The organism is Paraburkholderia strydomiana, from assembly GCF_031456815.1.
In the GTDB taxonomy this organism is placed as follows: Bacteria; Pseudomonadota; Gammaproteobacteria; order Burkholderiales; family Burkholderiaceae; genus Paraburkholderia; species Paraburkholderia caledonica.
The window spans coordinates 1-20,695 of record NZ_JAVDVL010000028.1 but is presented as its reverse complement, the minus strand read 5'-3'; the positions used below and the strand labels follow the sequence as shown (position 1 = coordinate 20,695).

At 59.0% G+C, this 20,695-nt stretch carries 17 protein-coding genes and 7 pseudogenes; 11 read left to right on the top strand and 13 right to left on the bottom strand.

Features of this window, described 5'->3' with window-relative positions; translation table 11 throughout:
• Window positions 1–84: 84 nt before the first annotated feature.
• From J2W46_RS33730 to J2W46_RS33715, 4 genes and pseudogenes are all read left to right on the top strand, one after another.
• Window positions 85–441, top strand: a pseudogene (locus J2W46_RS33730) (transposase); the annotation flags it as partial.
• A 254-nt stretch (window positions 442–695) separates the two neighbouring features.
• Window positions 696–881, top strand: a complete 186-nt coding sequence (locus tag J2W46_RS33725; RefSeq protein WP_310360264.1) for a hypothetical protein — start codon at window positions 696–698, stop codon at window positions 879–881.
• 131 nt (window positions 882–1,012) lie between these two features.
• Window positions 1,013–2,683: an acyl CoA:acetate/3-ketoacid CoA transferase gene (locus J2W46_RS33720; RefSeq protein ID WP_310360261.1), complete on the top strand. Its 1,671-nt coding sequence runs from the start codon at window positions 1,013–1,015 to the stop codon at window positions 2,681–2,683.
• A 74-nt stretch (window positions 2,684–2,757) separates the two neighbouring features.
• On the top strand, window positions 2,758–3,396 hold the full coding sequence (locus J2W46_RS33715; RefSeq protein ID WP_310360258.1) for a DUF3734 domain-containing protein: 639 nt from the start codon (window positions 2,758–2,760) through the stop codon (window positions 3,394–3,396).
• A 108-nt stretch (window positions 3,397–3,504) separates the two neighbouring features.
• On the opposite strand, the pseudogene J2W46_RS33710 reads toward J2W46_RS33715, so the two are convergent.
• A pseudogene (locus J2W46_RS33710) lies at window positions 3,505–4,225 on the bottom strand (IS6 family transposase).
• A 246-nt stretch (window positions 4,226–4,471) separates the two neighbouring features.
• Between J2W46_RS33710 and J2W46_RS33705 the strand changes: the two are divergent.
• Together J2W46_RS33705 and J2W46_RS33700 are read left to right on the top strand one after the other, a co-directional pair.
• Window positions 4,472–5,775, top strand: a pseudogene (locus J2W46_RS33705) (IS1182 family transposase); the annotation flags it as partial.
• Window positions 5,776–5,796: 21 nt separating this feature from the next.
• Window positions 5,797–6,313, top strand: a pseudogene (locus J2W46_RS33700) (IS30 family transposase); the annotation flags it as partial.
• A gap of 416 nt (window positions 6,314–6,729) precedes the next feature.
• Here J2W46_RS33700 and J2W46_RS33695 read toward each other — a convergent pair.
• Entirely contained in the window at window positions 6,730–7,296 is a 567-nt protein-coding gene (locus J2W46_RS33695) for an FcoT family thioesterase (protein ID WP_310360255.1), read from the bottom strand.
• Window positions 7,297–7,737: 441 nt separating this feature from the next.
• Here J2W46_RS33695 and J2W46_RS33690 point away from each other — a divergent pair.
• From J2W46_RS33690 to J2W46_RS33680, 3 genes and pseudogenes are all read left to right on the top strand, one after another.
• A pseudogene (locus J2W46_RS33690) lies at window positions 7,738–9,006 on the top strand (transposase).
• 1,009 nt (window positions 9,007–10,015) lie between these two features.
• Window positions 10,016–10,468, top strand: a complete 453-nt coding sequence (locus J2W46_RS33685) for an FUSC family protein (RefSeq protein ID WP_310360252.1) — start codon at window positions 10,016–10,018, stop codon at window positions 10,466–10,468.
• 479 nt (window positions 10,469–10,947) lie between these two features.
• Window positions 10,948–11,136: an FAD-dependent monooxygenase gene (locus tag J2W46_RS33680; protein WP_310360249.1), complete on the top strand. Its 189-nt coding sequence runs from the start codon at window positions 10,948–10,950 to the stop codon at window positions 11,134–11,136.
• A 134-nt stretch (window positions 11,137–11,270) separates the two neighbouring features.
• Here J2W46_RS33680 and J2W46_RS34595 read toward each other — a convergent pair.
• The 5 genes and pseudogenes from J2W46_RS34595 to J2W46_RS33660 all read right to left on the bottom strand — a co-directional run.
• Window positions 11,271–11,445: pseudogene (locus J2W46_RS34595) on the bottom strand (IS110 family transposase); the annotation flags it as partial.
• Window positions 11,446–11,888: 443 nt separating this feature from the next.
• Window positions 11,889–12,029, bottom strand: coding sequence for a globin family protein (locus J2W46_RS33675; protein WP_310360246.1), 141 nt, complete (start codon window positions 12,027–12,029; stop codon window positions 11,889–11,891).
• Window positions 12,026–12,289 carry a globin family protein gene (locus J2W46_RS33670; protein ID WP_310360244.1) on the bottom strand — a complete coding sequence of 88 codons (264 nt, stop codon included), beginning with the start codon at window positions 12,287–12,289 and terminating at the stop codon, window positions 12,026–12,028. The genes J2W46_RS33675 and J2W46_RS33670 overlap by 4 nt, the downstream gene beginning before the upstream one ends.
• A gap of 35 nt (window positions 12,290–12,324) precedes the next feature.
• Window positions 12,325–13,107, bottom strand: coding sequence for a sulfite exporter TauE/SafE family protein (locus J2W46_RS33665; protein ID WP_310360243.1), 783 nt, complete (start codon window positions 13,105–13,107; stop codon window positions 12,325–12,327).
• Between the two features lie 371 nt (window positions 13,108–13,478).
• On the bottom strand, window positions 13,479–13,784 hold the full coding sequence (locus tag J2W46_RS33660; RefSeq protein WP_310360242.1) for a hypothetical protein: 306 nt from the start codon (window positions 13,782–13,784) through the stop codon (window positions 13,479–13,481).
• Between the two features lie 165 nt (window positions 13,785–13,949).
• On the opposite strand from J2W46_RS33660, the gene J2W46_RS33655 reads away from it, so the two are divergent.
• Both J2W46_RS33655 and J2W46_RS33650 read left to right on the top strand, forming a co-directional pair.
• Window positions 13,950–14,129, top strand: a complete 180-nt coding sequence (locus J2W46_RS33655; protein WP_310360240.1) for a hypothetical protein — start codon at window positions 13,950–13,952, stop codon at window positions 14,127–14,129.
• Window positions 14,110–14,490, top strand: coding sequence for a hypothetical protein (locus J2W46_RS33650; protein ID WP_310360238.1), 381 nt, complete (start codon window positions 14,110–14,112; stop codon window positions 14,488–14,490). Before J2W46_RS33655 ends, J2W46_RS33650 begins: the two co-directional genes overlap by 20 nt.
• 69 nt (window positions 14,491–14,559) lie before the next feature.
• On the opposite strand, the gene aspT is transcribed toward J2W46_RS33650, so the two are convergent.
• The 6 genes and pseudogenes from aspT to J2W46_RS33620 all read right to left on the bottom strand — a co-directional run bounded on the left by aspT (window position 14,560) and on the right by J2W46_RS33620 (window position 19,620).
• Window positions 14,560–16,236, bottom strand: coding sequence for an aspartate-alanine antiporter (gene aspT / locus J2W46_RS33645; protein ID WP_310360236.1), 1,677 nt, complete (start codon window positions 16,234–16,236; stop codon window positions 14,560–14,562).
• Window positions 16,237–16,342: 106 nt separating this feature from the next.
• Entirely contained in the window at window positions 16,343–16,660 is a 318-nt protein-coding gene (locus J2W46_RS33640) for an MFS transporter (RefSeq protein ID WP_310360234.1), read from the bottom strand.
• A 115-nt stretch (window positions 16,661–16,775) separates the two neighbouring features.
• Window positions 16,776–17,246, bottom strand: a complete 471-nt coding sequence (locus tag J2W46_RS33635; protein WP_310360231.1) for a DUF3734 domain-containing protein — start codon at window positions 17,244–17,246, stop codon at window positions 16,776–16,778.
• Between the two features lie 110 nt (window positions 17,247–17,356).
• Window positions 17,357–18,010 (bottom strand): annotated as a pseudogene (locus tag J2W46_RS33630) (patatin-like phospholipase family protein); the annotation flags it as partial.
• 9 nt (window positions 18,011–18,019) lie between these two features.
• Window positions 18,020–18,802 (bottom strand): 3-hydroxybutyrate dehydrogenase, encoded by a 783-nt coding sequence (locus tag J2W46_RS33625; RefSeq protein WP_310360229.1) that lies wholly within the window; start codon window positions 18,800–18,802, stop codon window positions 18,020–18,022.
• A gap of 20 nt (window positions 18,803–18,822) precedes the next feature.
• The gene (locus tag J2W46_RS33620; protein ID WP_310360227.1) at window positions 18,823–19,620 is read right to left on the bottom strand and encodes an acetoacetate decarboxylase; all 798 of its coding nucleotides are present in this window, start codon (window positions 19,618–19,620) and stop codon (window positions 18,823–18,825) included.
• Between the last annotated feature and the right edge of the window lie 1,075 nt (window positions 19,621–20,695).

The following is a 20,695-nucleotide window of genomic DNA, read 5'->3' as shown; positions in this document are numbered from 1 at the left end:
TTTCCTCCCGAACACATTCGCGCTGTTGGCCTGTAACCAGCCACATCTCCTGATCCTGTTTTCTGGGTGGGACGCGTTCATTTCATTCGACTGGACAGCGGACAGGACAAGCTCTTCTACTGGTTCAACCTCGACAACCACGTCCCGCAATCGCACCTGTTGCGAGGCATCGATCGCTTCCTTGATCTGCGAGATCTGCGTCAGCACCTCGCGCCGTTCTACAGCCCAATGGGTCGTCCATCGATTGACCCGGAGCTCATGATGCGCATGTTGATCGTGGGTTACTGCTTTGGCATCCGATCCGAGCGACGGCTATGCGAAGACGTGCATCTGAACCTCGCATACCGGTGGTTCTGCCGCCTGGGTCTGGAAGACGCCGTACCGGAACACTCGACATTCTCAAAGAACCGTCACAGAGAGGGCGCCGCTGGGGATTCCGACCCTTCGCAGATGCGCATCATCGAGCGCTTGTCAACCGCTTCGACAGGGAATCCTGTCAAACGATCGGCTTAACTCTCAACTCATTGTCCAGGGCAACAATCAGCTGCGAAGACAACCGAGGTCTTGAAGAATGGAACATCCGCAGCCTGAAGGTACAAATGGCCCTAAATCGCCACCGGACGAGAAGTTAGAGAGGCGCCGCACTCGCCGCATCGCGTTTCAAGCATGTCGCTTTGATACTGGCGTTCGCCGCAATGCAGACCGCCCTGTCCCGAGAGGAGGGGTTTGCGGTCGCGCTCGCCAATTCGACGTGGGGCAAGTGGCAGAAAAAACGGACAAAAGCAAGTCGCCAGGAACTGATCAGCGGACGCGTCAAGCGAAGTTTCGCGGCGTTCGACGCTTGCTTCAAAAGTTCATTGTCCATCATGGCCCCTGGCTGACCATCGAATCAGTCCGATCGCCGAGCATGGGGCCAAAACCCGTCGATCTGAACGACCTTCGACCCATGTTTCCGATTTGAGGCAGTTGGGCATGCCCTGCATTGATCGCTAAAGGCAAATGAAACCTTACCATGAAAAACAAAATCAGAACTGCTGAAGAGGCTGTTGCACTGATTCGCAACGGCGACGTGGTGAGCTGCTCAGGCTTCGTCGGAACGGGCACGCCCGAGGAACTGATCGCGGCGCTGGAGCGACGTTACGTCTCAACAGACGGGCCGCGCGACCTGACGCTCGTCTTTGCCGCCGCGTGCGGCGATGGCAAGGAACGCGGACTGAACAGGATCGCCCGCAATGGACTGATCCGTCGTGCAATCGGAGGCCATTGGTCGCTCGTTCCCAAGCTCGCGAAATTGGCGATGGACAACCAGATTGAGGCCTATAACCTTCCGCTGGGCACGATCTCGCATCTCTATCGCGACTCGGCCGCTCACAAAGCAGGCACGCTTACCAAAGTCGGTCTTGGTACCTTCGTCGATCCCCGGCAAGACGGTGGGAAGATCAACGCACGGACGAAGGAGGATCTCGTGTATTTAATGCAGATCGGGAGCGAGGAATGGCTTTTCTACAAGGCCTTCAAAATCGACGTCGCCCTCATTCGCGGCACTACTGCCGATCCCGAGGGCAACATCACAATGGAGCGAGAGGCTTTGCTACTCGACGCCCAGGCTGCCGCTATGGCAGCAAGGAATTCAAACGGCCTGGTCATTGCCCAGGTAGAAAGAATCGCGTCGAGCGGCTCCCTCGATGCGAGACGCGTGGTGGTTCCGGGCATGTTGGTCGATTGCGTTGTGGTAGCGCCCGGGGCTACCCATTGGCAGACCTATGCCACCGATTACAGTCCGGCCTACTCAGGCGAGATCCGCGTTCCTATCGACGCGATACCCGCCCTTCCCCTCAATGAGCGAAAGCTCATCGCGCGGCGCTGTGCGCTCGAGTTACCCCGGGGCGGCGTGATCAATCTCGGAATCGGCATGCCCGAGACAGTGGCGGCAGTCGCAGCGGAGGAGCGCATACTGGATGACTTAACCCTGACTGCGGAATCCGGTGTGGTGGGCGGCCTACTCCAGGGCGGCCTCGATTTTGGCGCGGGCATCAATGCGCAGGCATTGCTCCATCAAAATCAGCAAATTGACTTCTATGATGGCGGTGGTTTGGACCTCGCGTGCCTAGGCATGGCTCAAGTGGACCGCGCGGGCAACGTCAATGTCAGCCGGTTCGGTTCTCACCTTGCCGGCGCTGGCGGGTTTATCAACATTAGCCAGAATGCACGCCAGCTCGTGTTTGCCGGGACGTTCACCGCAGACGGAGGAGCCAGTTGTGTCGAAGGTGGCGTACTGCAAATCGTAGCCGAAGGGCGAACGAGCAAATTTGTCAAAGCCGTTGAGCAGATTACGTTTAACGGACCGCTTGCCGCGGCAAGGGGGCAGTCTGTGCTGTACGTGACCGAGCGATGCGTTTTCAAGCTCCAGCCCGAGGGCCTCCAACTGATTGAGGTGGCGCCGGGAATCGACATCGAACGAGACTTGCTCTCCCATATGCCGTTTCGTCCGATTATTGGCGACGTGACGCCGATGGACCCGCGAATCTATCAGTTAAATCCCATGGGTCTCGCCCCGATGCCGCTGGATCCACGGCGATCGAATCATTGCGCCGGGCCGGCACTGAAAGATCCAGCGTCTTCGAAACCGGAGTTCAGCCGAACTGACGCCGCGTTCCGGGTCCTTTCGCACACCCTTAAATAACTGAAAAGGAGTGTCTTTCATGCGACTGGTTCGTCCAACTGCGATCGCGCTAACCATACCCCTGGCGGCTCAAGATGTCCAACATGAAAGGCCTCTCACGCGCACCGCAAGAAGGGGCGCCCCGCCGCGCGGTTCTCTTCCACGCGAATGAAGAGTTAACATCAACATCAACATCGACACGATCCGGTAGTCCGCCTTTGCGAAGCTCTTCCCGGTCGATCTGTGAGTTCGCGCGGCAAGCCCTCGCCGATTTCCTCGACATTGCGGAGCGCACCAAGGACATCCGGTACTTGAGCCGCACGCGCGCAATTACCGATCCGCTCGCCGACGGGCAGAAGCACGCAATGGCTTCTCAAGGACGTGGTCAGACACGTGCCGGAAGTGTCGCGAAGACAGCTCCGATTTTATCGCATCGACGAAGCGCCGCGGAAGGCACCTCGATCAATGTAGTGCATCTGATCAAGACGAACAAGCCATACGAAGGTAACTCGAACGACTACGAGTTCAGCACGGATACGATGTGCGAGCACTGGCAGACCGGCCTAGACGATGGTCGCAACCCACTTGCTCATCGCGACTGGTTCGATACCTCTAGCCGCGAGCGTGGATTCATCACGCACGATGCGGATAGGGAGAAGGGGAAACAACGTGGAAAAGGCGGACGCGTGTCGCGGCGGGCCGATCCACCTGTGATTCACGCACCCGTCGTCTAGGTCAAAGGATCCGACGATCTTTTAACTGTCAGCTGCGGACCGTGAACCTGTAACGGCAATCCAGTCGATTACAAGCGGAACAAACAAAGGCGATATGCGAAGGATACCTTATGAAATCAACGAGTAAAATTGCTGGGCGGCAGACCGCGGGTTGTTGCCAGAACATTGCACCTGTCGTTTCTTGATCATGTGCATTAATTCGATGCCACTCAGAATGACGCGCGCGCACTTGAAATTCTTGAATCCGAGCATCGGTCGGGTTCGGCGTTTGATGGCCGGATGATCCTGCTCCGCGATGTTATTCAAATACTTGATCTGACAAACCTTGATGGACATCTCGCGCTCGGCATTCACCGCGTTAAGCGCGGCCAGATTGGAGCCGCTGTTGTCGATGGTCACCGTCTCGGGGAACCGTTCTTACCGATTGCCTTTTCGAATAAGCGCCGTGCAGCGGCCTTGTCCCGCTTGGCTCTGAACAGAAAGTCAATAGTGTTGCCGGCCTTATCCATTGCGCGGTAAAGATAGTTCCACGAGCCCTTGACTTGATATAGATTTCATCCACCCGCCAGCTCTTGCCGACCGGACGCTTGTGCTTGCGAAACGTCTTTTCAAACAGCCGCACCAACTTAATGACCCAGCGATGTACTGTCGAATGAGCGACGTCAATGTCGCGCTCAGCCAGCATTTCCTCATGATTGCGAAGACTCGGCGAGTGGGCCACGTACCACCGCACGCACAGCATCATCACTTCAAGTGGAAAGAGCAGCCGCTTCAGAACCTTGGCGATGCCCGGACTAAGCGTAGTTCGTGGCGTCAGTGTTCTCTTCATCGTGCGGCCGCAGCGTTTTCCTCAGCCTCGAATTTCACTCCCCCGCGCTAATGCGACGGAGCCCATTCGGACGTCTGGCACTCCGCCGGCGATTAACCAGGCGGGCCGCCCCTGCTCTCGGACGGCCGCTGCGCCTTGAAAACCAGCATTACCTCCCGTCGATCCCAACGGCGGCTAAGGGTCGACTTTGTGTGAAAACGGGCCGATCGCCTAAACTGGATTAACTCATTCAGCATGGGTGACCGGATGAAGCGATACATAGAAGGTCAAAATCGCAAGCAGGTGACGCTGCTTCCAGAGTTGCCTTGATGACTTCGTCGCAGAGGACAACCCGGTCAGGATTATCGACGCGTTTGTAGAAGAGCTTGACCTCGCATCACTGGGCTTCAATGGAGCAATGCCGTCGACTACAGGACGCCCGTCCTATCATCCAGCAGTACTGCTGAAGATCTATATCTACGGCTACCTGAACCGGGTTCAATCGAGCCGTCGCCTGGAACGCGAATGCCAACGCAATGTTGAGTTGATGTGGCTTACGGGCCGACTGTCTCCAGACTTCGAGACCATAGCCGACTTTCGTCGTGACAACGGCGTCGGCATTCGCAACGTGTGTGTCGCCGGTTCATAATGCTCTGCCGTGAGCTGAAGCTGTTCTCGCAAGCGCCAGTCGCCATTGACGGCAGCAAGTTCAAGGCAGTCAATACGCGGGATCGCAACTTCACCGAGGGTAAGATCGAAAAGCGCCAGAAGTAGATCGAGGAGAGCATCCAGCGGTATCTGAACGCGCTGGAGACTGCCGATCGTACGCAACCCGCTGAGCTCGAAGCGAAGACGACTCGATTGCAAGACAAGATCGCGCGCTTACGCGAGCAGATGCGGAACCTCGATCAGATCAAGGAGCAACTCAAGACGCAGCCTGATGGCCAACTCTCGATGACTGATCCCGACGCGCGCCCCGTGGCGACGAGCGGCAAGTGCTCGGGAATGGTGGGCTACAACGTGCAGGTGGCTGTTGACGCCAAACATCATTTCATCGTGCCTCACGGGGTCAACAACTCTGGCAGTGACCGGGCACAGCTTAGCCCCATGACAAAAACTGCGCGCGAAGCCATGGGCAAGGCAAGGCCGCGGACAGTCGCCGATTGTGGCTACTGCACCGGAACTCGGATCAAGGAGTGCCCGGATGCCGGGATCGGCGTAATGCGGTCGAAACCGGCGACATCAAGCGCTAAACATCATGGTCGGTTCGATCGGTCAGACTTCGTCTACATTGCCCGGGACGAAAAATACAACTGTGCCGCCGGTCAGCGTGCAATTTACCGCTTCACTGGAGGGAATCACGGAATCCAGCTGCGTCGCTACTGAGCAGTGCGTGCCCGCAGTGCCCAATGAAATCAAAATGCACACTAAGTTCTTATCGGCGGATTACCCGCTGGGAACATGAGGCTGTGCTGGAAAGCGTTTAACGTCGGTTGGACAAAGCGCCAGACGCAATGAAGATACGCAGGCGAACGGTAGAACATGTCTTCGGAACGTTCAAGCACTGGATGAGCTATGAAGACCGCACGAACATTCGCGACGCTGTATCGATCAGCGAACGCCCCCCTACGGTGGAGGATCGCGCAATACCCCGGGCACTGGGAAGGTGACTTGCTGTATGGCAACGCTACCAGCCAGATTGCAACTCTCGTCGAACGTCAAAGTCGATTCGTGATGCTGGTAAAAGTAGCCAGCAAGGATTGTGAGGCTGTGGTCAACGCGCTGTTACGACACGCCAGCAAGTTACCTCGGGAACTTTATAAATCGCTGACCTGGGACAGGGGCTCGGAAATGGCCGATCACAACCGCTTTACCGTGGCTACCGACATCAAGGTCCATTTCTGCGATCCACAGCATCCCTGGCGACGCGACTTGAACGAAAACACGAATGGGCTTCTGAGGCAGTACTTCCCTAAAGGCACCGATCTCTCCGCCTATTTACAGACGAGTCTTAATGTCGTAGCCAGGCGGCTCAACGAACGTCCCCGAAAAACACTAAACTTTGACACGCCGGCCGAGCGATTTCATCAAACCGTTGCATCGACCGGTTGCACCCGCCGCCAAACCGTCACTCGACACCTCGACCCGAATGATCGACAATCGACCGATCCGACCATGCAATATTGACCAATCTGATCGACGCTCCGGGAACCGAAGGGTTAGCCAAAATCGCCGCATGCCAGGCATAGCCCGATTGGCGCAAGATTTCATTCGAAGAGCACCACCGACGGGTTCTGCACCTGATCCCGGACGCACCTTCACTCATCCTTGATGTAGAGGCCGGCATGGAAGGCGCCACGCGGCCGCATTGGCATCGACGGCGCATGCGGCGGCGGTTGAGCCGGCCGACGAACTGCGGGCTGCTGCTATCAGCTTCTATCCCGCTTCGAGCATCGTCTGGCTCGACGATAGCCTGCAGGATGCTCCATGTTCCTTGGTCTACCGTGTCGCACGAGCGGCAACGCTCACATGTCTGGCATGGCGAACGTTGCGTGGCCCAAAAATGCAGGCCGTGCCTCAAAAGTAGAGGCCCCGTTGATGAACGCGAATTCCGATGCTAGGAACACCATGCCAGCACGTTTCCTCAGTGCGGTGAATGCGAGGCGCATGAAGACGTTTTGGCCGTCGAGCGTACGCTTGTACTGCATTCCGACTGACGTGATAAACGTCCTAGAAAGAACGTGTTCCTTAAATATTTGAAGAGATGTAGTCCTAATGGATTCGCGAAATTCGTGAGGCTTGTTATCGACGATGAAGTCAGCAATTGTGAGAAAGGCGAGTTGGTTGAGACAAAGAAGCGACTCCACGGCGTTAAAGTGACCCGTCTCGGATCCATAGAACGTCTCTGGAACGCAGACTTCGGCGATTGTCACGAGCGACTTGTCCTCGGTGACATCCCTGAACGCTTCCTTGATATACACGCACTCCTGCTTGTAAGGCTCAAGAATGCTGTCTTTCAGGGATGAAGAAATGGGGCTGAAGAGATCGGCCTGTTTCAACTGGGACTGGAGCGGTTTCTGCGGAGCAAGCATGGTCGTTTCCCTTGAACTGAGATATGAACATGAACGCGAACACGAGCACGAACATGAGCGATTGGCGGTCCGATGGACTGGTTAAGGCTGATCGGCTTACCGCGTTCAGACAAGCAAAATGTAGGACGACAGAATTAGCCTGGAGTGAGCGCTATCTTACCCATGAGAGCAACCGCGACGTGCTCGTCATTCCTTGTCGGGCTCGTTTATCGCACTCCGCGTAGCGGCCGCATCGTCGCGTGAAGGTCTGGAGCGACCGGGCATACGGTGTTGCCAGTGTCGCTTTGGGAATTTCGGCAAGTGTTTCGCTAACGAACGGTTCGCTAGAGCCGTCTGAAAGGCCGCTCTGAGTCGAGGCCAGTGTCCCTTGTGGGTCCAGCTTGTGTGAAAACGCATGCTGATCGCCTAAACTGAAGTAACTCGTTCAGATCGGGCTGCCACATGAAGCGATTCGTTGAAGGCGAAGACCGTAAGCAGGCTGTCCTGCTGCCCGAGCATCTCGAAGTCTATGTCTCCGACGACAATCCAGTGCGCGTAGTCGACGTCTTTGCCGATGAGCTTGATCTCCATGATCTCGGCTTCGACTGAACCGCGCCTGCAGCAACGGGGCGGGCGTCGTATCATCCAGCTGTATTGCTATGGATCTATATGTACGGCTATCTGAACCGGATTCAGTCCAGTCCGCGTCTGGAACGTGAGAACCAACGCAATATCGAGCTTACGTGGCTAACGGGCCGTCTTTCGCTGGACTTCAAGACCATCGCCGACTTCCGCCGCGGCAACGGCAAGGCGATCCGCAATGTCTGCCGCCAGTTCATGGTGCTAGGCCAAATCCGATGTTGCTGAGGCGGAGACCAGCCGCCTCGGTGACAAGATCAACAAGCTCAGGCAGCAGATCCAGGACGTAAAGGCGATGGAGCAGCAATTGCGCGAGTCGCGAGATGGCAGGTTTCCGTGACCGATCCGGACGCGCGCTCAATGGCTACCAGCGGTCGGGGAACGGGAATGGTTGGCTATAGCGTTCAGACGGCCGTTGATGACACGCATCTTCTGATCGCCGCGCACGCGGTCACCAACGTTGGCAACCATCGCAGCCAACTGACGAACATGGCCGGCCAAGCACGCGCGGCTACCGGCATCAAGGATCTGACTGTCGTTGCCGACAAGGGCTACTTCAAAAGCGAAGAAGTCCTGCAATGCCATGAGGCAAGCATTACGACCTTCGTCTCTGAACCATTGACTTCGGGGAAGAACGCTCATGGTTATTTCGGCAAGCAGGATTTCTTCTACATTGCCAAAGATGACGAGTATCTTTGCCCGGCCCAGCAGCTGCTCAACTGGCGCTTGACAAACATCGAGTATGGCATGACGCTGCATTGCTATTCGAAATCGGCCTGTTCTACCTGCGCCATCAGAAAACAATGCACACGAGGCAAGCAGGCTCGCCGGATGAAGCGCTGGGAACGTGAGGCCGTCGTCGAAGCGATGCAACAACGCCTCGACCATAAGCCGGAAATGATGCGCGTACGCCGTCAGACCGTCGAGCGCCCGTTCGGCACGCTGAAATTCTGGATGGGCGCCGCGCACTTCCTCATGAAAACACGCGAGCATGTCTGCAGCTAGATGAGCCTTCATGTACTCGCATACAACCTCAGGCGCGTTATGACGATCCTCGGCACGCAAGCGATGATGCAAAAGATGCGAGCCTGAGAATAGGCTCGCACCACGGCGGTCGCGCCGGCGGGCACTAACGGCGCCTAGGCACTCCTTCCTCTCGCAAGGACGTCAAAGCGCAGAAAACCGTCCCACGGATCAAAGTTGGGCCGTTGACGCCTGCGGATGGTCGCGTGAAATCCTCATTGCGTTCGCACGGCGTTTTTACACGACCTGGACCCGCAGCGGACAACCGCAATTCGCTGAAGCGGACTTTCGCTCCGGGTCGCCGGTGGCGCCGAAGAGTCCTGTCCAAATCGTTGAGGATTTTAGGTGCTCGAACGTAGAATGCCTCTTATCCAGCCGTCACCAATGCGCCGGAAAAGGTCAGGGAGGTTCCCATGAATGACAGCCCGCGACGCTGGCCTGATCAGGCCAAACAGTCGCTCGAAAAGATGGTGCAACGCGTCACAGCACTTGGCCGTTGGCTGGACCAGGTTGATCCTGGCACACATCGTCGGATCAAGGGCTGCGACTCGTGGCGGCGTACGGGATCGCGGCTGCGCTTGGGACGGTGCAGGACATCGCCCGAAGTGTGCCCGGCAGTGTGTCGCTGGGTTATCTTGCTGGAGGCTTCGCTCTGTGGGCGAGCGTCTTCGAGGGCAAAACGACCCGAGCCGAATCAAGCCGCGATCTCGTTCTGCCGAGCTTTGCCGCCGCGTTTGGTGCGGCTCTATTCGTGGCTTTATCAAGTCCGCTTCAGCTCATGGGTTGGGCTGGGCGGGAATCGGTTCTCGTGACGGGCCCGTTTCTTGTTGGATATCTCAAACGATTCGGCGTCCTGGTTGCCGGCATCGGATCGCAAGTCTATATCGGCAGTTACTCGCATACAGCGCCGATTTATCGACCGACGATCTGCGGGCGATCTGGATTGCCGCGCTGATCGCCGGTCAGGCCTTGGTCGTACCACGCGCGCTGAGCGGTCCCGAGGAGCCGCTCGTCATCGCTGCGGTGCTCGCTGTCGGACCGGATCCGTTGCCCGGGAGGTGCTCGCCAGAGTTCCTTTATGGGATTGCAAGCGGCTAGCGGCGCATTGCTCATCTGTCTCCTGAACGGCCTGATTCATCTCCAGGAGTCCGCCTGGACGATCACCGCGTGCACATACGTCGTCGCCGGGTCGGCAATCGTCACGATACGGCGTGTGTACCGCAGAATTCTCGGTACGTTGATTGGCGTTCCGATAGGTCTAGCCTGCCTGCCCGTTGCTGAACACGCGGCATTGCTGATATTGGCCGCAGCCGCGCTCGAGATGATCGTCTATGCCATGGCATTGCCGGAGCGCTACGACATCGCCTGTGGGGCATTCGCCTTCACGCTAATCGTCACCCTCGCGGCAAGTGGTGTGCACTCAATCCGCTTGCTTGCGGCCCGAGCCTGGGAGACGCTCCTCGGCGGATCGCTCGGCCTCGCTGCGGCCTTGCTCATTTTTCCCATCCGCACCTCGAGCTCAGTTAAATAGGCCGCGACCCGAACGGCGCGGCACTTGGGACGAAAAGCGACGGAGCGAAGCAGCTTTTTACGGACCGGCTCGTCGACAATATCTTTTTGACCGTGACAATCATCGGCTACTGGCCGGTCGGGTGAGGTCGCCAACGGCCGCTTACTGGCAGTCGAAGTTGCCAAATCTGGATCTGGCGAAGTGGCCCGTTCAGAGAAAGTTGTCTGAGGAGTGGGTCGCGTCCGGAAGTTCTCGCCTTGGTCGCATGGCGACGCGCGGCGCTCGAACGTTGATCTTCGGCAACCCGCCACCTACAGCCCCTCGACTGGCAGGTAAGATCGTCGGTAACGGCCGGACGTTCGTGCTATGGATTTTGGAAATGTCATTCAACCCGTTTCCGTAACTGGGAACGAGGCAAGGTTTTTCAATCGCGCCCTGTCGGTTTGGGGAACAAACAGTGCATTCATCACGCCCGAAGATTTCTAGGGAAGAGTACATGGATGTCGGACATTCTGATCGTCGGTGCTGGCCCGACAGGGTTGACGCTAGCCTTCGAACTCGCCGTGCGCGGCGTGCCTTTTCAGCTCGTCGACGCGGCCGATGGCCCGTTTCCCGGCTCGCGCGCGAAGGGCGTGCAGCCGCGCACGCTCGAAGTGTCGACCACCTCGGCATTATCGAGGAGATCTTGAACGCAGGCGAGGCTGATCTAACTTAGCGTCAATATACCGGCGACGGCAGATTCGGGGACGTTCCACGCGCCTCACCGGAAGGGCGGCCCGACGTGCCTTGGCCAAGTCTCGTTCTGATCCCGCAGTCCGCACCGCCAGTGAGCACTTCCGCACGCATCGAGGGCGACGCGACCGGCGGGGCGCTGTGCCACTAACGTAATTAGATCGTCACGTCCGAACCTCAGATTCGCGATCTCGCCAGTTTGAGCGTCGACCCAGTGCGTCTGTAACCCGTTCTGCAATGTCGAGTCCGCATGTCGTAGCATTCATCTGAGGCGTCCGTTCCATCAGTGGTTGTGTCGCAACTCCACTCTGGCACATTGATGCCGTTCGGTCCTGGGGGCCCTCAATGGTGCGCAACTGCACGGAGGGAGAGCGGTGTCCATTCCATCTCGGCCGGATGCGGTCAACCAGTCGTTGTCGCTGGCACGTGCGGAGACGATGATGGAATACATGACCAATTATGGGCTTGACGGTGGGAGGATTCATGCGACGGGAGTGGGTCCCGTGATTCACCGACGCCATGTCCGGACGGAGGGAGCAAGGTAGTTATCGCTTGCCTGCAACCGGACGGGCCGGTCTCCACCGAAGTTCGGAAGCAGTAAAATGGCCCAATGCCGAATGGACCCGCGAGGAGCGACTCGATTCGGGCGTAAAACGGCGGCTCACGGCGGCTCGCGCACCGCGTGCGTCGATGCCGCTCTCGCGGCTTTTCAATACTTCTGCGAGAAACCGGTACGCTCGCCCCACGCACTATTCAGCACGCGCTCTTCCACCGCACCGCCCAATACCTCCTTGATCGCGGACAACAGCGCGTCAGCAACGGCGGGATAGTGTTCGGGCCTGACGTTCATCGCGACATGGCGCGCGCGATGCGCTGGATTGCGGCCTTCAACGCGTCGAGGGTGTCCGCGTTGCTGGCAAAGTCGAGCAACGCGCCCGCCAGCCGCTTCGACTGCCCGCCGGATTTTTGCGCCACCTTGTCGAAAAGCGCGGATTTGGGGGCGACACAAAGGCGCTCATACATCTGCGTCGTGATCGCGACGCCATGCTGCTGCATGACGGGTGCAGTCGAGTTGATAATGGAGACGGTTTCTGGAAGAGAAGCGCTCATGGGACTGCTCGAGGGAGATATGACAGTAAGCGAGCCTACGCCAGCCAATTTGCAGTTGCAAGGTAGCCCGCCGAAAGATGAACCACTTCGCCGACAATGACCATGACCAGCAAGCCCACGATCCAGCGCCGGGCCTGCGGCGAAATGGCGAGCCGGGCGCCGAGCAGGCCGCCAATCACGCTGCCAAGCGCCATGATGCCGCCCGCCGTCCAGTCGATGCTTTGATGATCCGCGTAGATTGCCATCGCGACAGCGGCCGCCGCGAGCGTCGCGAAACATCGGATGGCATTCGCTTCGACGAGCGGCAGGCCGATCGCGAGCACGAGTACGAGCAGCATATAGGTACCGGAATCAAGCACCAGAAAACCTGCCCAGATCCCTACGAGAAACAGCAGGACGATCTGTTTCCAGCCGATGCGCGCATGGTCGCTGGCGGGCGTGTCCAGCAGCCGTTTCAGGTTGGTGAGGATCAGACCCAGTGCGATGACAATTGCCCCTACGACAACCAGTCGAAGGTCGTGACCCGGTATGTGCTGGCTTAACAGCGCGCCGATGGCCGCGCCGAGCGAGATCGGCGTCGCGACGATCAACGCGCGCCGCCACGGAATCGCGCCGCTGCGCGCGAGACCGACAGTCGCCGCGATTGCGCCGACGAGTACCGGCACGCGATTGGTCGCGTTCGCCGTGACGGCGTGTAGTCCGATCGACATCAGAACAGGCAGCGAGACCGCCGACCCAGACGACGCAACAGCGTTGAGAAAGCCACAGACGAGACCTGCGGCGACGACGATGGCGATGATTTCGGGCGTGAGGGCCATGATGCTTCCTTTGGCGATGCGGGGAAATGGTTGATCGCTTCGGGACGCAATCATGCGGAGGCTGATTTAGGTGCGAATTATTTTTGGCTTTCAAAGCCGGTTTAACGCCAGACGATCGCGTCGTAGGCGGCGATGCGTCGATAGATGTTCCTGTCTAGTCAGGAGGTGTATTCCATGTAGGCGCAGGCGGGTACTACGATCTAGTTACTGCAACGGAGGATGTAGGGAATTTTTCCGGTGATAAAGAGATACGTGATCGTGCTGACCACATCATGCGCTGACCCGAAGCACATTCGCGCCAGATAGATCTGGAACTATGTAATCAAACTGAAACGAAGTCAGGCAATACTGGCTCAGATCCACGCCGAGCATCAGGCGGCTGCGCAAGAAAAGCGGACCGGGCCGTAATCGACCTTTGGTACCCTGTTTTCTTTCTTCGCGTCGACACCGATGCTCGCGTCGCCCTCGTGCAGATAGCCGGGTTCGGCGGCATTCACGCGCGGATGGGTGAGCGGCGGGTGCACCACCTGCAACCACACGACGGCGAGCACAAGACCCAATGCGCCCATGATCCAGAACACGCTCGGCCAGCCTGTCTTTTGCACGACATAGCCCATCATCGGCACGAACACGACGACCGCTTCGACCTTGTTGATTTGTGCAAGTACTGCAATCACCTGAACGGCAAGGCTGACAAGAACTTTAGCGGGGCGGGCGGTCGCGCGGGCAGCGCCGAGCGAATGCCCGAACGCCGTGCACTACATTGTGAGATGGTCGACCGCATCGCCAAACCTTTGGATTGGGAGCGTCTGCGGAACCGAGCGCATTGTGCGGGAGACGCCATGACTAACTTCACCGAATTCGGAGAAGGCATGCTGTTCGCCGCCGACATCGACACTGACGGCCCCGAGCGCGTCGTGCCGGGTGGCGTATTCGGCTTCTGTTCGCCTCAATGGCAAGCCATCAACCGAGATCCATCAGCCCGAAGGCATGTCGGGATTCATGGACGTGCTGCGCGATGAACCGCAGGTGCGCGCGTTCATGCTTGAGATTGGCTTCACCGGGCAAAAGCGTGAAAGCGGCGCGGGCAGCGCGCTGCTCAAGCACATCGCCGAGGTCTTTGCGTCGACCGAGGGCGGCTCATCATCAATCGGAAACGGTCCCGGCGGACGAATCGTCTTGCGGAGTTTATTCCATCCGGGGCGCGGAGGCGGCGGGTTGCTCGCGTTCACACCGGTACGCATAGTGGGGCAGAGAGCGATCGTCATGATGGGTCCCGCTCCGCGTATGCCTCCACGGCTTGAGAGGATGCAGCCCGGTCGCCAGCGCGTCGCGCGCTACGTCAGGTACTACGCGTCATCTATTCACCGACATTTTAGGTGAGGATGCGAAGCGACCGCCATTGAATTGTGCCGCGGCGGGATTGTTCGAATGTTCGCCTCGCACCTTCGTTCAGGCCAGCTCGATCAGGACGGGACCCAATAGCGCGAGCAGCACGGATCCCAACGCATAGGTGACAGCAAAAGGCACGGTGGCAACCGGGCTCTCGGACTTGTCGATCACTTGCCCGAATGCGGGACTTGCGCCCCGTGAGCCCGCCAGCGCGCCGGCGAGGAGCGCGGCGTTGCGGTACCTGAGAATGTAGCGGGCAAACAGCATGGACAGAATCATGGGGAAAAGCGTAACGAAGACCCCCAGCAACAAAAGCGTCATGCCGCTTTCCTTCACCGTCAAAAGCGCCTGCACGCCCGAATCCAGCCCGACAGCGGCAACGAACGCGGACAGACCGAAGTCCTTGAACGCCTGCGCGGCGGCGGGCGGCATGGCGCCGTACATGGGGCGTCTGGCGCGTAGCCAACCGAAGAGCAAACCGGCGATCAGACAGCCGCTGCCCGCACCGAGCGTGAGCGGAAAGCCACCGATATACACGACGAACTTCCCCACTACCAGACCCGCCACGAGCCCCAAGCTCATGTAGACGAAGTCGGTCTTGTCGGAATGCGGAAGATGGAGGCCTACCGCCTCCGCCGCACGCAAGGTGTTTTCGGGCGAACCGTAGAACGTGATGACATCCCCGCGCTGCAATTCGGTGTTCGCGAATACGGGCAATGGACGTCCTGCCCTGGTCACTGCCTGAATGAATACGGCATTTCGAGACTTCCCGTCGATTGTCGCCTTGCCTTCGATGATGCGTATGCGATGCTTCCCTTCGCCGGTAAACACCGCTTGTCGGGAATGCATTTCCGCCGACATGTCGCGGTGCTCTGCAACCTCAGTGCCGAGAGACTGAGCTACGGCGAGGACCGAGTCGCGCATCCCGACGATGAGAATCACGTCCTCCTGATCGAGAACCAGATTGTCATGGATATCGATGAAAGTATCCGCACGCCGCACCCGCTCGATGCTGATGAGGCCGTTTTCGATTTCGGCCACGGTGAGGCCGGCCGCTTGTCCGGCCTTGTATGCGCGGCCAACCAGGGGCGGCACCAATGCCGACCGTCCGTCCGCGTGGTTTCCCGGGCCGCTGCCGGACGCCTGCTCAATGGCATGCGCCGCGTCCCGTAGAGAAGTGCGCATGAAACGCGGAACGATGTTGACGCAACCGACGATAGCGCCCAGCAAGCCGGGTATATACGTCACTGCAAAGCCAATCGCAACCTGCGACTGAAGAAATCGCACTTCGTCGGGTGGCAGGCCCAGTCGCGTAATTGCGTCGCCAGCGGTGCCGACGATTCCCGACTGGGTCAGCGCTCCCGCTGCCAGACCGGCGGCGAGTCCTTTGTTCAGGCCGAAAAGCTTCGCGCACGCGAGAATGGTGACCAGTGCGGACAGCGCAAAGAACACGGCCAGCGCGAATTCCCGCAAGGTCTTCCTGTGGAACGAGTTGAAGAACTGGGGCCCTGATTCGTAGCCGATGGTGTAGATGAACAGGCACAGCATCAGGGACGTCACGCCGCTATCGACGGTGACGCCCAACTGGCTGATGCAGACGGCCGCAAGCAAGGTACCGCAGGTGCCGCCCAACTGGAAGCCCAAGATCTTTCGCTGCCCCAGGAAATACCCGATCCCGAGCGCCATGAACAAGGCAATTTCGGGAGATAGCGAGAAGTGGTTGTGCAAAGCTGACATCGTTGTTGAACCCTATGCGCGGTTGCGCTGCTGTTGCGCAATCCATTGCTGTTAAATCGTGACGACGCCCAACACTGCAGACCGCCATGAGAATCTCGTTGATGGGTCAGGCCACGCGCGAAGGCATGCGCATAGCCTTCGCGCGTCTGATACCCGCTCGATGCGCTGAAAAGACGCCACCGATCGCCGCCGTGCCCAATGCCGCGCCAACCTGCACGGTCGACGCCACCACACCCGCCGCCATTTCCGACTTTCGCGGCTCAGCTTTCGCCAGCATGATGCGTACGATCAAAGGCACGATCAGTCCTTGCGCGATGCGGGCGAACACATGTCCTGCATAGGACGTCAGGTCGGGCGACGCCGCGTGCATGGCCGCCCAGGCGGTCAACGCCTGCCCCGGCGAGTTTGGCGCGATGCGATCCATGGGGTCATGTCTCCCGATGCTGTAATCGCATGGATTGCCGTTACAGGTCCATGGTCCACGGCTGATAGTCAAAAGATCGTCGGATCCCTCGATCTGGGCGACGGGTGCGGGAACGTCACACGTGCATCGGCCGCCGCGACGCGGGTCCGCCTTTCGCACGAGGTTTCTTGTCCACCCTATGCACGTCGTGCGTCACGAATCCACGCTCGCGGCTAGGGATATCGAACCAGTCACGATGCGTAAGTGAGCTGCGACAATCGTCGAGGCCGGTCTGCCAGTGCTCGTGCATCGTATCCCTGCAGAACTCGTAGTCCTCCGAATTACCTTCGTATGGCGTGTCCTTGTAGATCAGATGCGCGACATTGATCGAGCTGCCGTCCGCGGCCGCTTCGGCCATGCGAAAAATCGGATCGATCTTCGCGACGCCTTCCGGCACGTGCCTGAGCACCTCGTTGAGAAGCCGTGCATGCTGCTGCCTGCCGGCGAGCAGATCCGTGATTGCGCGCGTGCGGCTCGAGTGCCGAATGTCCTTGGTGCGCTCCGCAATGTCGAGGAAATTGGCGGGGTCTTGCCGCGCGAACTCCACAGATCAACCTGGAAGATCAGCGAAGCCTTGTGCTCCGCCTCAGCGACGATCTCGGTAAGCGGCGTATTCGATACGAGACCGCCGTCCCAGTAGTATTCGCCCTCGATCTCGTTGGCTGGAAAGCCCGGCGGCAACGCGCCCAAGGCCATGAAATGCTCGGGAGCCAGGTGGATCTCCATATTGTCGAAGGAGACCAGATTGCCGGTGCGCACATTTACCGCGCCCACGGACACGCGAATCGGGCCATCGTTGATGCGGTCGAAATTGGCGTATTCCAGCAGTATCGCCTTGAGTGCCGTGGTAGCGTAATAGCTGACGCGGGCGGGATCGAGCCTGTCGAACCCCGCAAGCGGCGGCGGGACGCGCGGTACGAAGAAGCCCGGCCGGCCTTCCGCCACCGCGCGTCCCGTAGCGCAGTTGCTCGCCCACTTGCGCGCCAGCGCATTCAGGCCCGCATACGGCAGTGTCCATGCGCCGGCATGCGTGAGCCAGTTTGGCGGCCTACAGATCGCATTCCACAAGCCATGCAGCGCCTGAACGCGGTGCTCCGGCGCATTGCCTGCGATGATCGCGGTATTCAGCGCGCCGATCGACACACCGGCAATCCAGTTCGGCTCGATCCGCGCTTCGACGAGGCTTTCGACGACGCCGGCCTGGTACGAGCCAAGTGCGCCACCGCCTTGCAGAACAAGCGCGATCTCGTCGTAGCGCGGCAGCGCCAGCTCATCGTGCGGCCGGCTGATTTCCTTGAGTTGGTTGCGCATGGGACACCCTTAGTTCATCGCCCAGCCGTGGCTGACGATAATCGACTGGCCCATCAGCGCCGACGATTCGAACCCGGCCAGAAAGGGTACGGTGTTCGCGGCATCTTCGACCGTCCTGAATTCGCCATCGACGGTTTCCTTCAGCATGACGTTCTTCACCACGTCCTGTTCGGAGAGTCCGAGTTCCTTCGCCTGCTCGGGGATCTGCTTGTCCGCCAGCGGCGTGCGCACGAAACCGGGACACACGACGTTGGCGCGCACCCCGCGCGCACCGTCTTCCTTCGCGACGACACGGGCGAGACCCAGCAAGCCGTGCTTGGCCGTGACATACGCCGACTTGAGCCTCGACGCCTCATGCGAGTGCACCGAGCCCATGTAGACGATCGAGCCGCCGCGCTTGCCGACGTACATGTGTCGGATAGCGGCCTTCGAGGTGAGGAACGCGCCGTCAAGATGAATGGCGAGTATCTTTTTCCAATCGGCGAACGAATACGCTTCGACCGGCGCGACGATCTGGGTGCCCGCGTTGGATACCAGCACGTCGATACCGCCGAGTTCTTTGACGGTGCGGTCGATGCCTGCGTTGACGGATTCTTCGTTCGTCACATCCATCGACACGGCGATCGCCTTGCCGCCAGTCGCGACGATGCTCGATGCGACCCTCTGCGCCTTTTCCAGACTCAGATCCGCAATGACGACGGACGCGCCGAAATTCGATAACATGCGCGCACATTGTTCACCGATACCGCTCGCTGCGCCCGTCACGAGCTCGACGTTGTTCTGCAAACACATAATGACTTTCGGTGAACAGATCAGACGGCGTGAAGCGCGGATGTATGCCCGTGCTGGGTGTGTCCGGTGTTTTGCGCGAGGTAGTCGAAAGCCACTTCGCCGATGTCGAGCGTGAGATCGGCAATGACGTGGCGGGCGCCGACCACGCGCTTCACGGGCAGATCGGCGACGGGCGCCAGCGCGTGAGGGTGCAGCTCTAACGCTGCCGGTCCGCTCCATGCGCCCAGCACGGTGACGTCGCGCAGGAAGAAGCGCACGAGTTCGCAGACGCGCGCGCTGCCGTCCACATGCGGAATCACCTTTAGCGAATAGTTAGGCCTATCGGCCAGCTTCGCGCGCTCGGCTGCCAGATCGAGTGTCTGGTGCTTGTAGCCCATCGTGCCTGTCGCCACACGCTGTGTCCCGTAGTCGAGCGTACCGAGCAGCGTGTCGTTGCCGTCGACACCGAGCGTCGGATGCGCGAGCTTCTTCGGAAAGCCCCAGATTTCACGACCGCCGGCGATCGGACCTTCGTCGTCGAGGTACATCGAATGGGTGTAGCTCGCGGGGCGTCCGTCCATGTCGCGCACGGAAATCACTTGTCCGCTTTCCGTGTAATTGCCGAAGCCCGACGAATCCGGCATACGAATGAATTCGTAATGGACGAGCGCATTCACAGGCCGCAGCGGTTCCGGCACGATGGCGCGCAGCGCGTCCATGTTGGTCTCGTACGAGATGATTAAGTATTCGCGCTTGCAGAACCGGAATGGCGGCCGAGGATAGGCCGGATTGTGCAGCGGCATCGCAAAGGCGACCTGACGGATGGTATCGATGTTCATGTTCACTCTTCACGTTGGGTGGAAGGGAACCGCGCCGCGCGGCGCACTTCTTGCGATGCGCGTGAGAGGTTTCATGTTAGACATCGTGAGCCGTCAGGGTTAGGGAAGAATTACGCGGCATCGCGGACGTCTGCACAGCTGCTGGCAGTGTCGCCTTGTTTTCGATCGCTCGGACGGGTCGCCCATAAGGAGGGGACGTTGTCACGAGAGTCACCGGTCGTACACGTTCGACTAGGCAACTACTGGTCGTACACCGGGGCCGGAAGGTAGCTGAATGTGAGAAGGCAGAGAAGGGCTGTTTGCCATCCACTAAGTTGCCGACTTACGTCGCGCACAGCGACACGCGTCGCACGTGTTAAGGCCTGTAAGTTCAATCTAATTTTTCCCTGTCGGCATCTCTCTTTCATGGAATTTTGTACCGCGTACCGCGTACCGCGTACCGCGTACCGCGTTCTGCAGCGCAGAAGTACGCCAGGTATGCTAGTTGAGTGCAACGGTTCTCGGCGATCGTTAAGGCGACGATGCGTGCGCGACTCAACTTGGCACCCCGCGGTGAAAGTGCGAACGCAATCCGGGCGATGCAGATTAAGATCGCGCCGCGAGCTGGACAGTGCAAAGCCGGTAGGACGTGGGATTGAGAACAACCGTAATGGACTCGTCGCTCGTCAAGGCCCAACATGCGGCTCCGCAGGAGATTCCATTGACCGGCAAGCCGAAACGGAACCATGTAACTGTTAGACCGATTTGCCGAGATGGAGTGAACACAGCTCTCCCTCCGGGCAATTGGGCACGATCGAGGGCCTCCAGGACCGAACGGCATCAATGTGCCTGAGTGGAGTCGGGACACCAACAGGCCTGCATACCAGGACGGGCACTTTGAAGCATTGTGCAACTGATGGGTTGCTAAGGTTGATTGCAACGTGATGGCGAGACAGGTCGGACCGCAGGAACGCAAACCTGAACACAGCCCCGTTCCTCGTTGAGCCTGTCAGATATTTCGTGTGAAGAGGTCATGAGACGATAACGGAAATAACGTCCAATGACCGACACAAACGTGACCAAGAAGAGCAAGAAC

What these genes read in the sequence shown, in the direction of transcription:
- J2W46_RS33655 (WP_310360240.1), top strand. Translation starts at nt 13,950, where the DNA reads ATGACTAACTTCACCGAATTCGGAGAAGGCATGCTGTTCGCCGCCGAC.
- J2W46_RS33680 (WP_310360249.1), top strand. Translation starts at nt 10,948, where the DNA reads ATGTCGGACATTCTGATCGTCGGTGCTGGCCCGACAGGGTTGACGCTA.
- J2W46_RS33675 (WP_310360246.1), bottom strand. Translation starts at nt 12,029, where the DNA reads ATGAACGTCAGGCCCGAACACTATCCCGCCGTTGCTGACGCGCTGTTG.
- J2W46_RS33715 (WP_310360258.1), top strand. Translation starts at nt 2,758, where the DNA reads ATGTCCAACATGAAAGGCCTCTCACGCGCACCGCAAGAAGGGGCGCCC.
- J2W46_RS33620 (WP_310360227.1), bottom strand. Translation starts at nt 19,620, where the DNA reads ATGAACATCGATACCATCCGTCAGGTCGCCTTTGCGATGCCGCTGCAC.
- J2W46_RS33670 (WP_310360244.1), bottom strand. Translation starts at nt 12,289, where the DNA reads ATGAGCGCTTCTCTTCCAGAAACCGTCTCCATTATCAACTCGACTGCA.
- J2W46_RS33695 (WP_310360255.1), bottom strand. Translation starts at nt 7,296, where the DNA reads ATGCTTGCTCCGCAGAAACCGCTCCAGTCCCAGTTGAAACAGGCCGAT.
- J2W46_RS33725 (WP_310360264.1), top strand. Translation starts at nt 696, where the DNA reads ATGCAGACCGCCCTGTCCCGAGAGGAGGGGTTTGCGGTCGCGCTCGCC.
- J2W46_RS33650 (WP_310360238.1), top strand. Translation starts at nt 14,110, where the DNA reads ATGGACGTGCTGCGCGATGAACCGCAGGTGCGCGCGTTCATGCTTGAG.
- J2W46_RS33625 (WP_310360229.1), bottom strand. Translation starts at nt 18,802, where the DNA reads ATGTGTTTGCAGAACAACGTCGAGCTCGTGACGGGCGCAGCGAGCGGT.
- J2W46_RS33665 (WP_310360243.1), bottom strand. Translation starts at nt 13,107, where the DNA reads ATGGCCCTCACGCCCGAAATCATCGCCATCGTCGTCGCCGCAGGTCTC.
- J2W46_RS33720 (WP_310360261.1), top strand. Translation starts at nt 1,013, where the DNA reads ATGAAAAACAAAATCAGAACTGCTGAAGAGGCTGTTGCACTGATTCGC.
- aspT (WP_310360236.1), bottom strand. Translation starts at nt 16,236, where the DNA reads ATGTCAGCTTTGCACAACCACTTCTCGCTATCTCCCGAAATTGCCTTG.
- J2W46_RS33685 (WP_310360252.1), top strand. Translation starts at nt 10,016, where the DNA reads ATGGGATTGCAAGCGGCTAGCGGCGCATTGCTCATCTGTCTCCTGAAC.
- J2W46_RS33640 (WP_310360234.1), bottom strand. Translation starts at nt 16,660, where the DNA reads ATGGATCGCATCGCGCCAAACTCGCCGGGGCAGGCGTTGACCGCCTGG.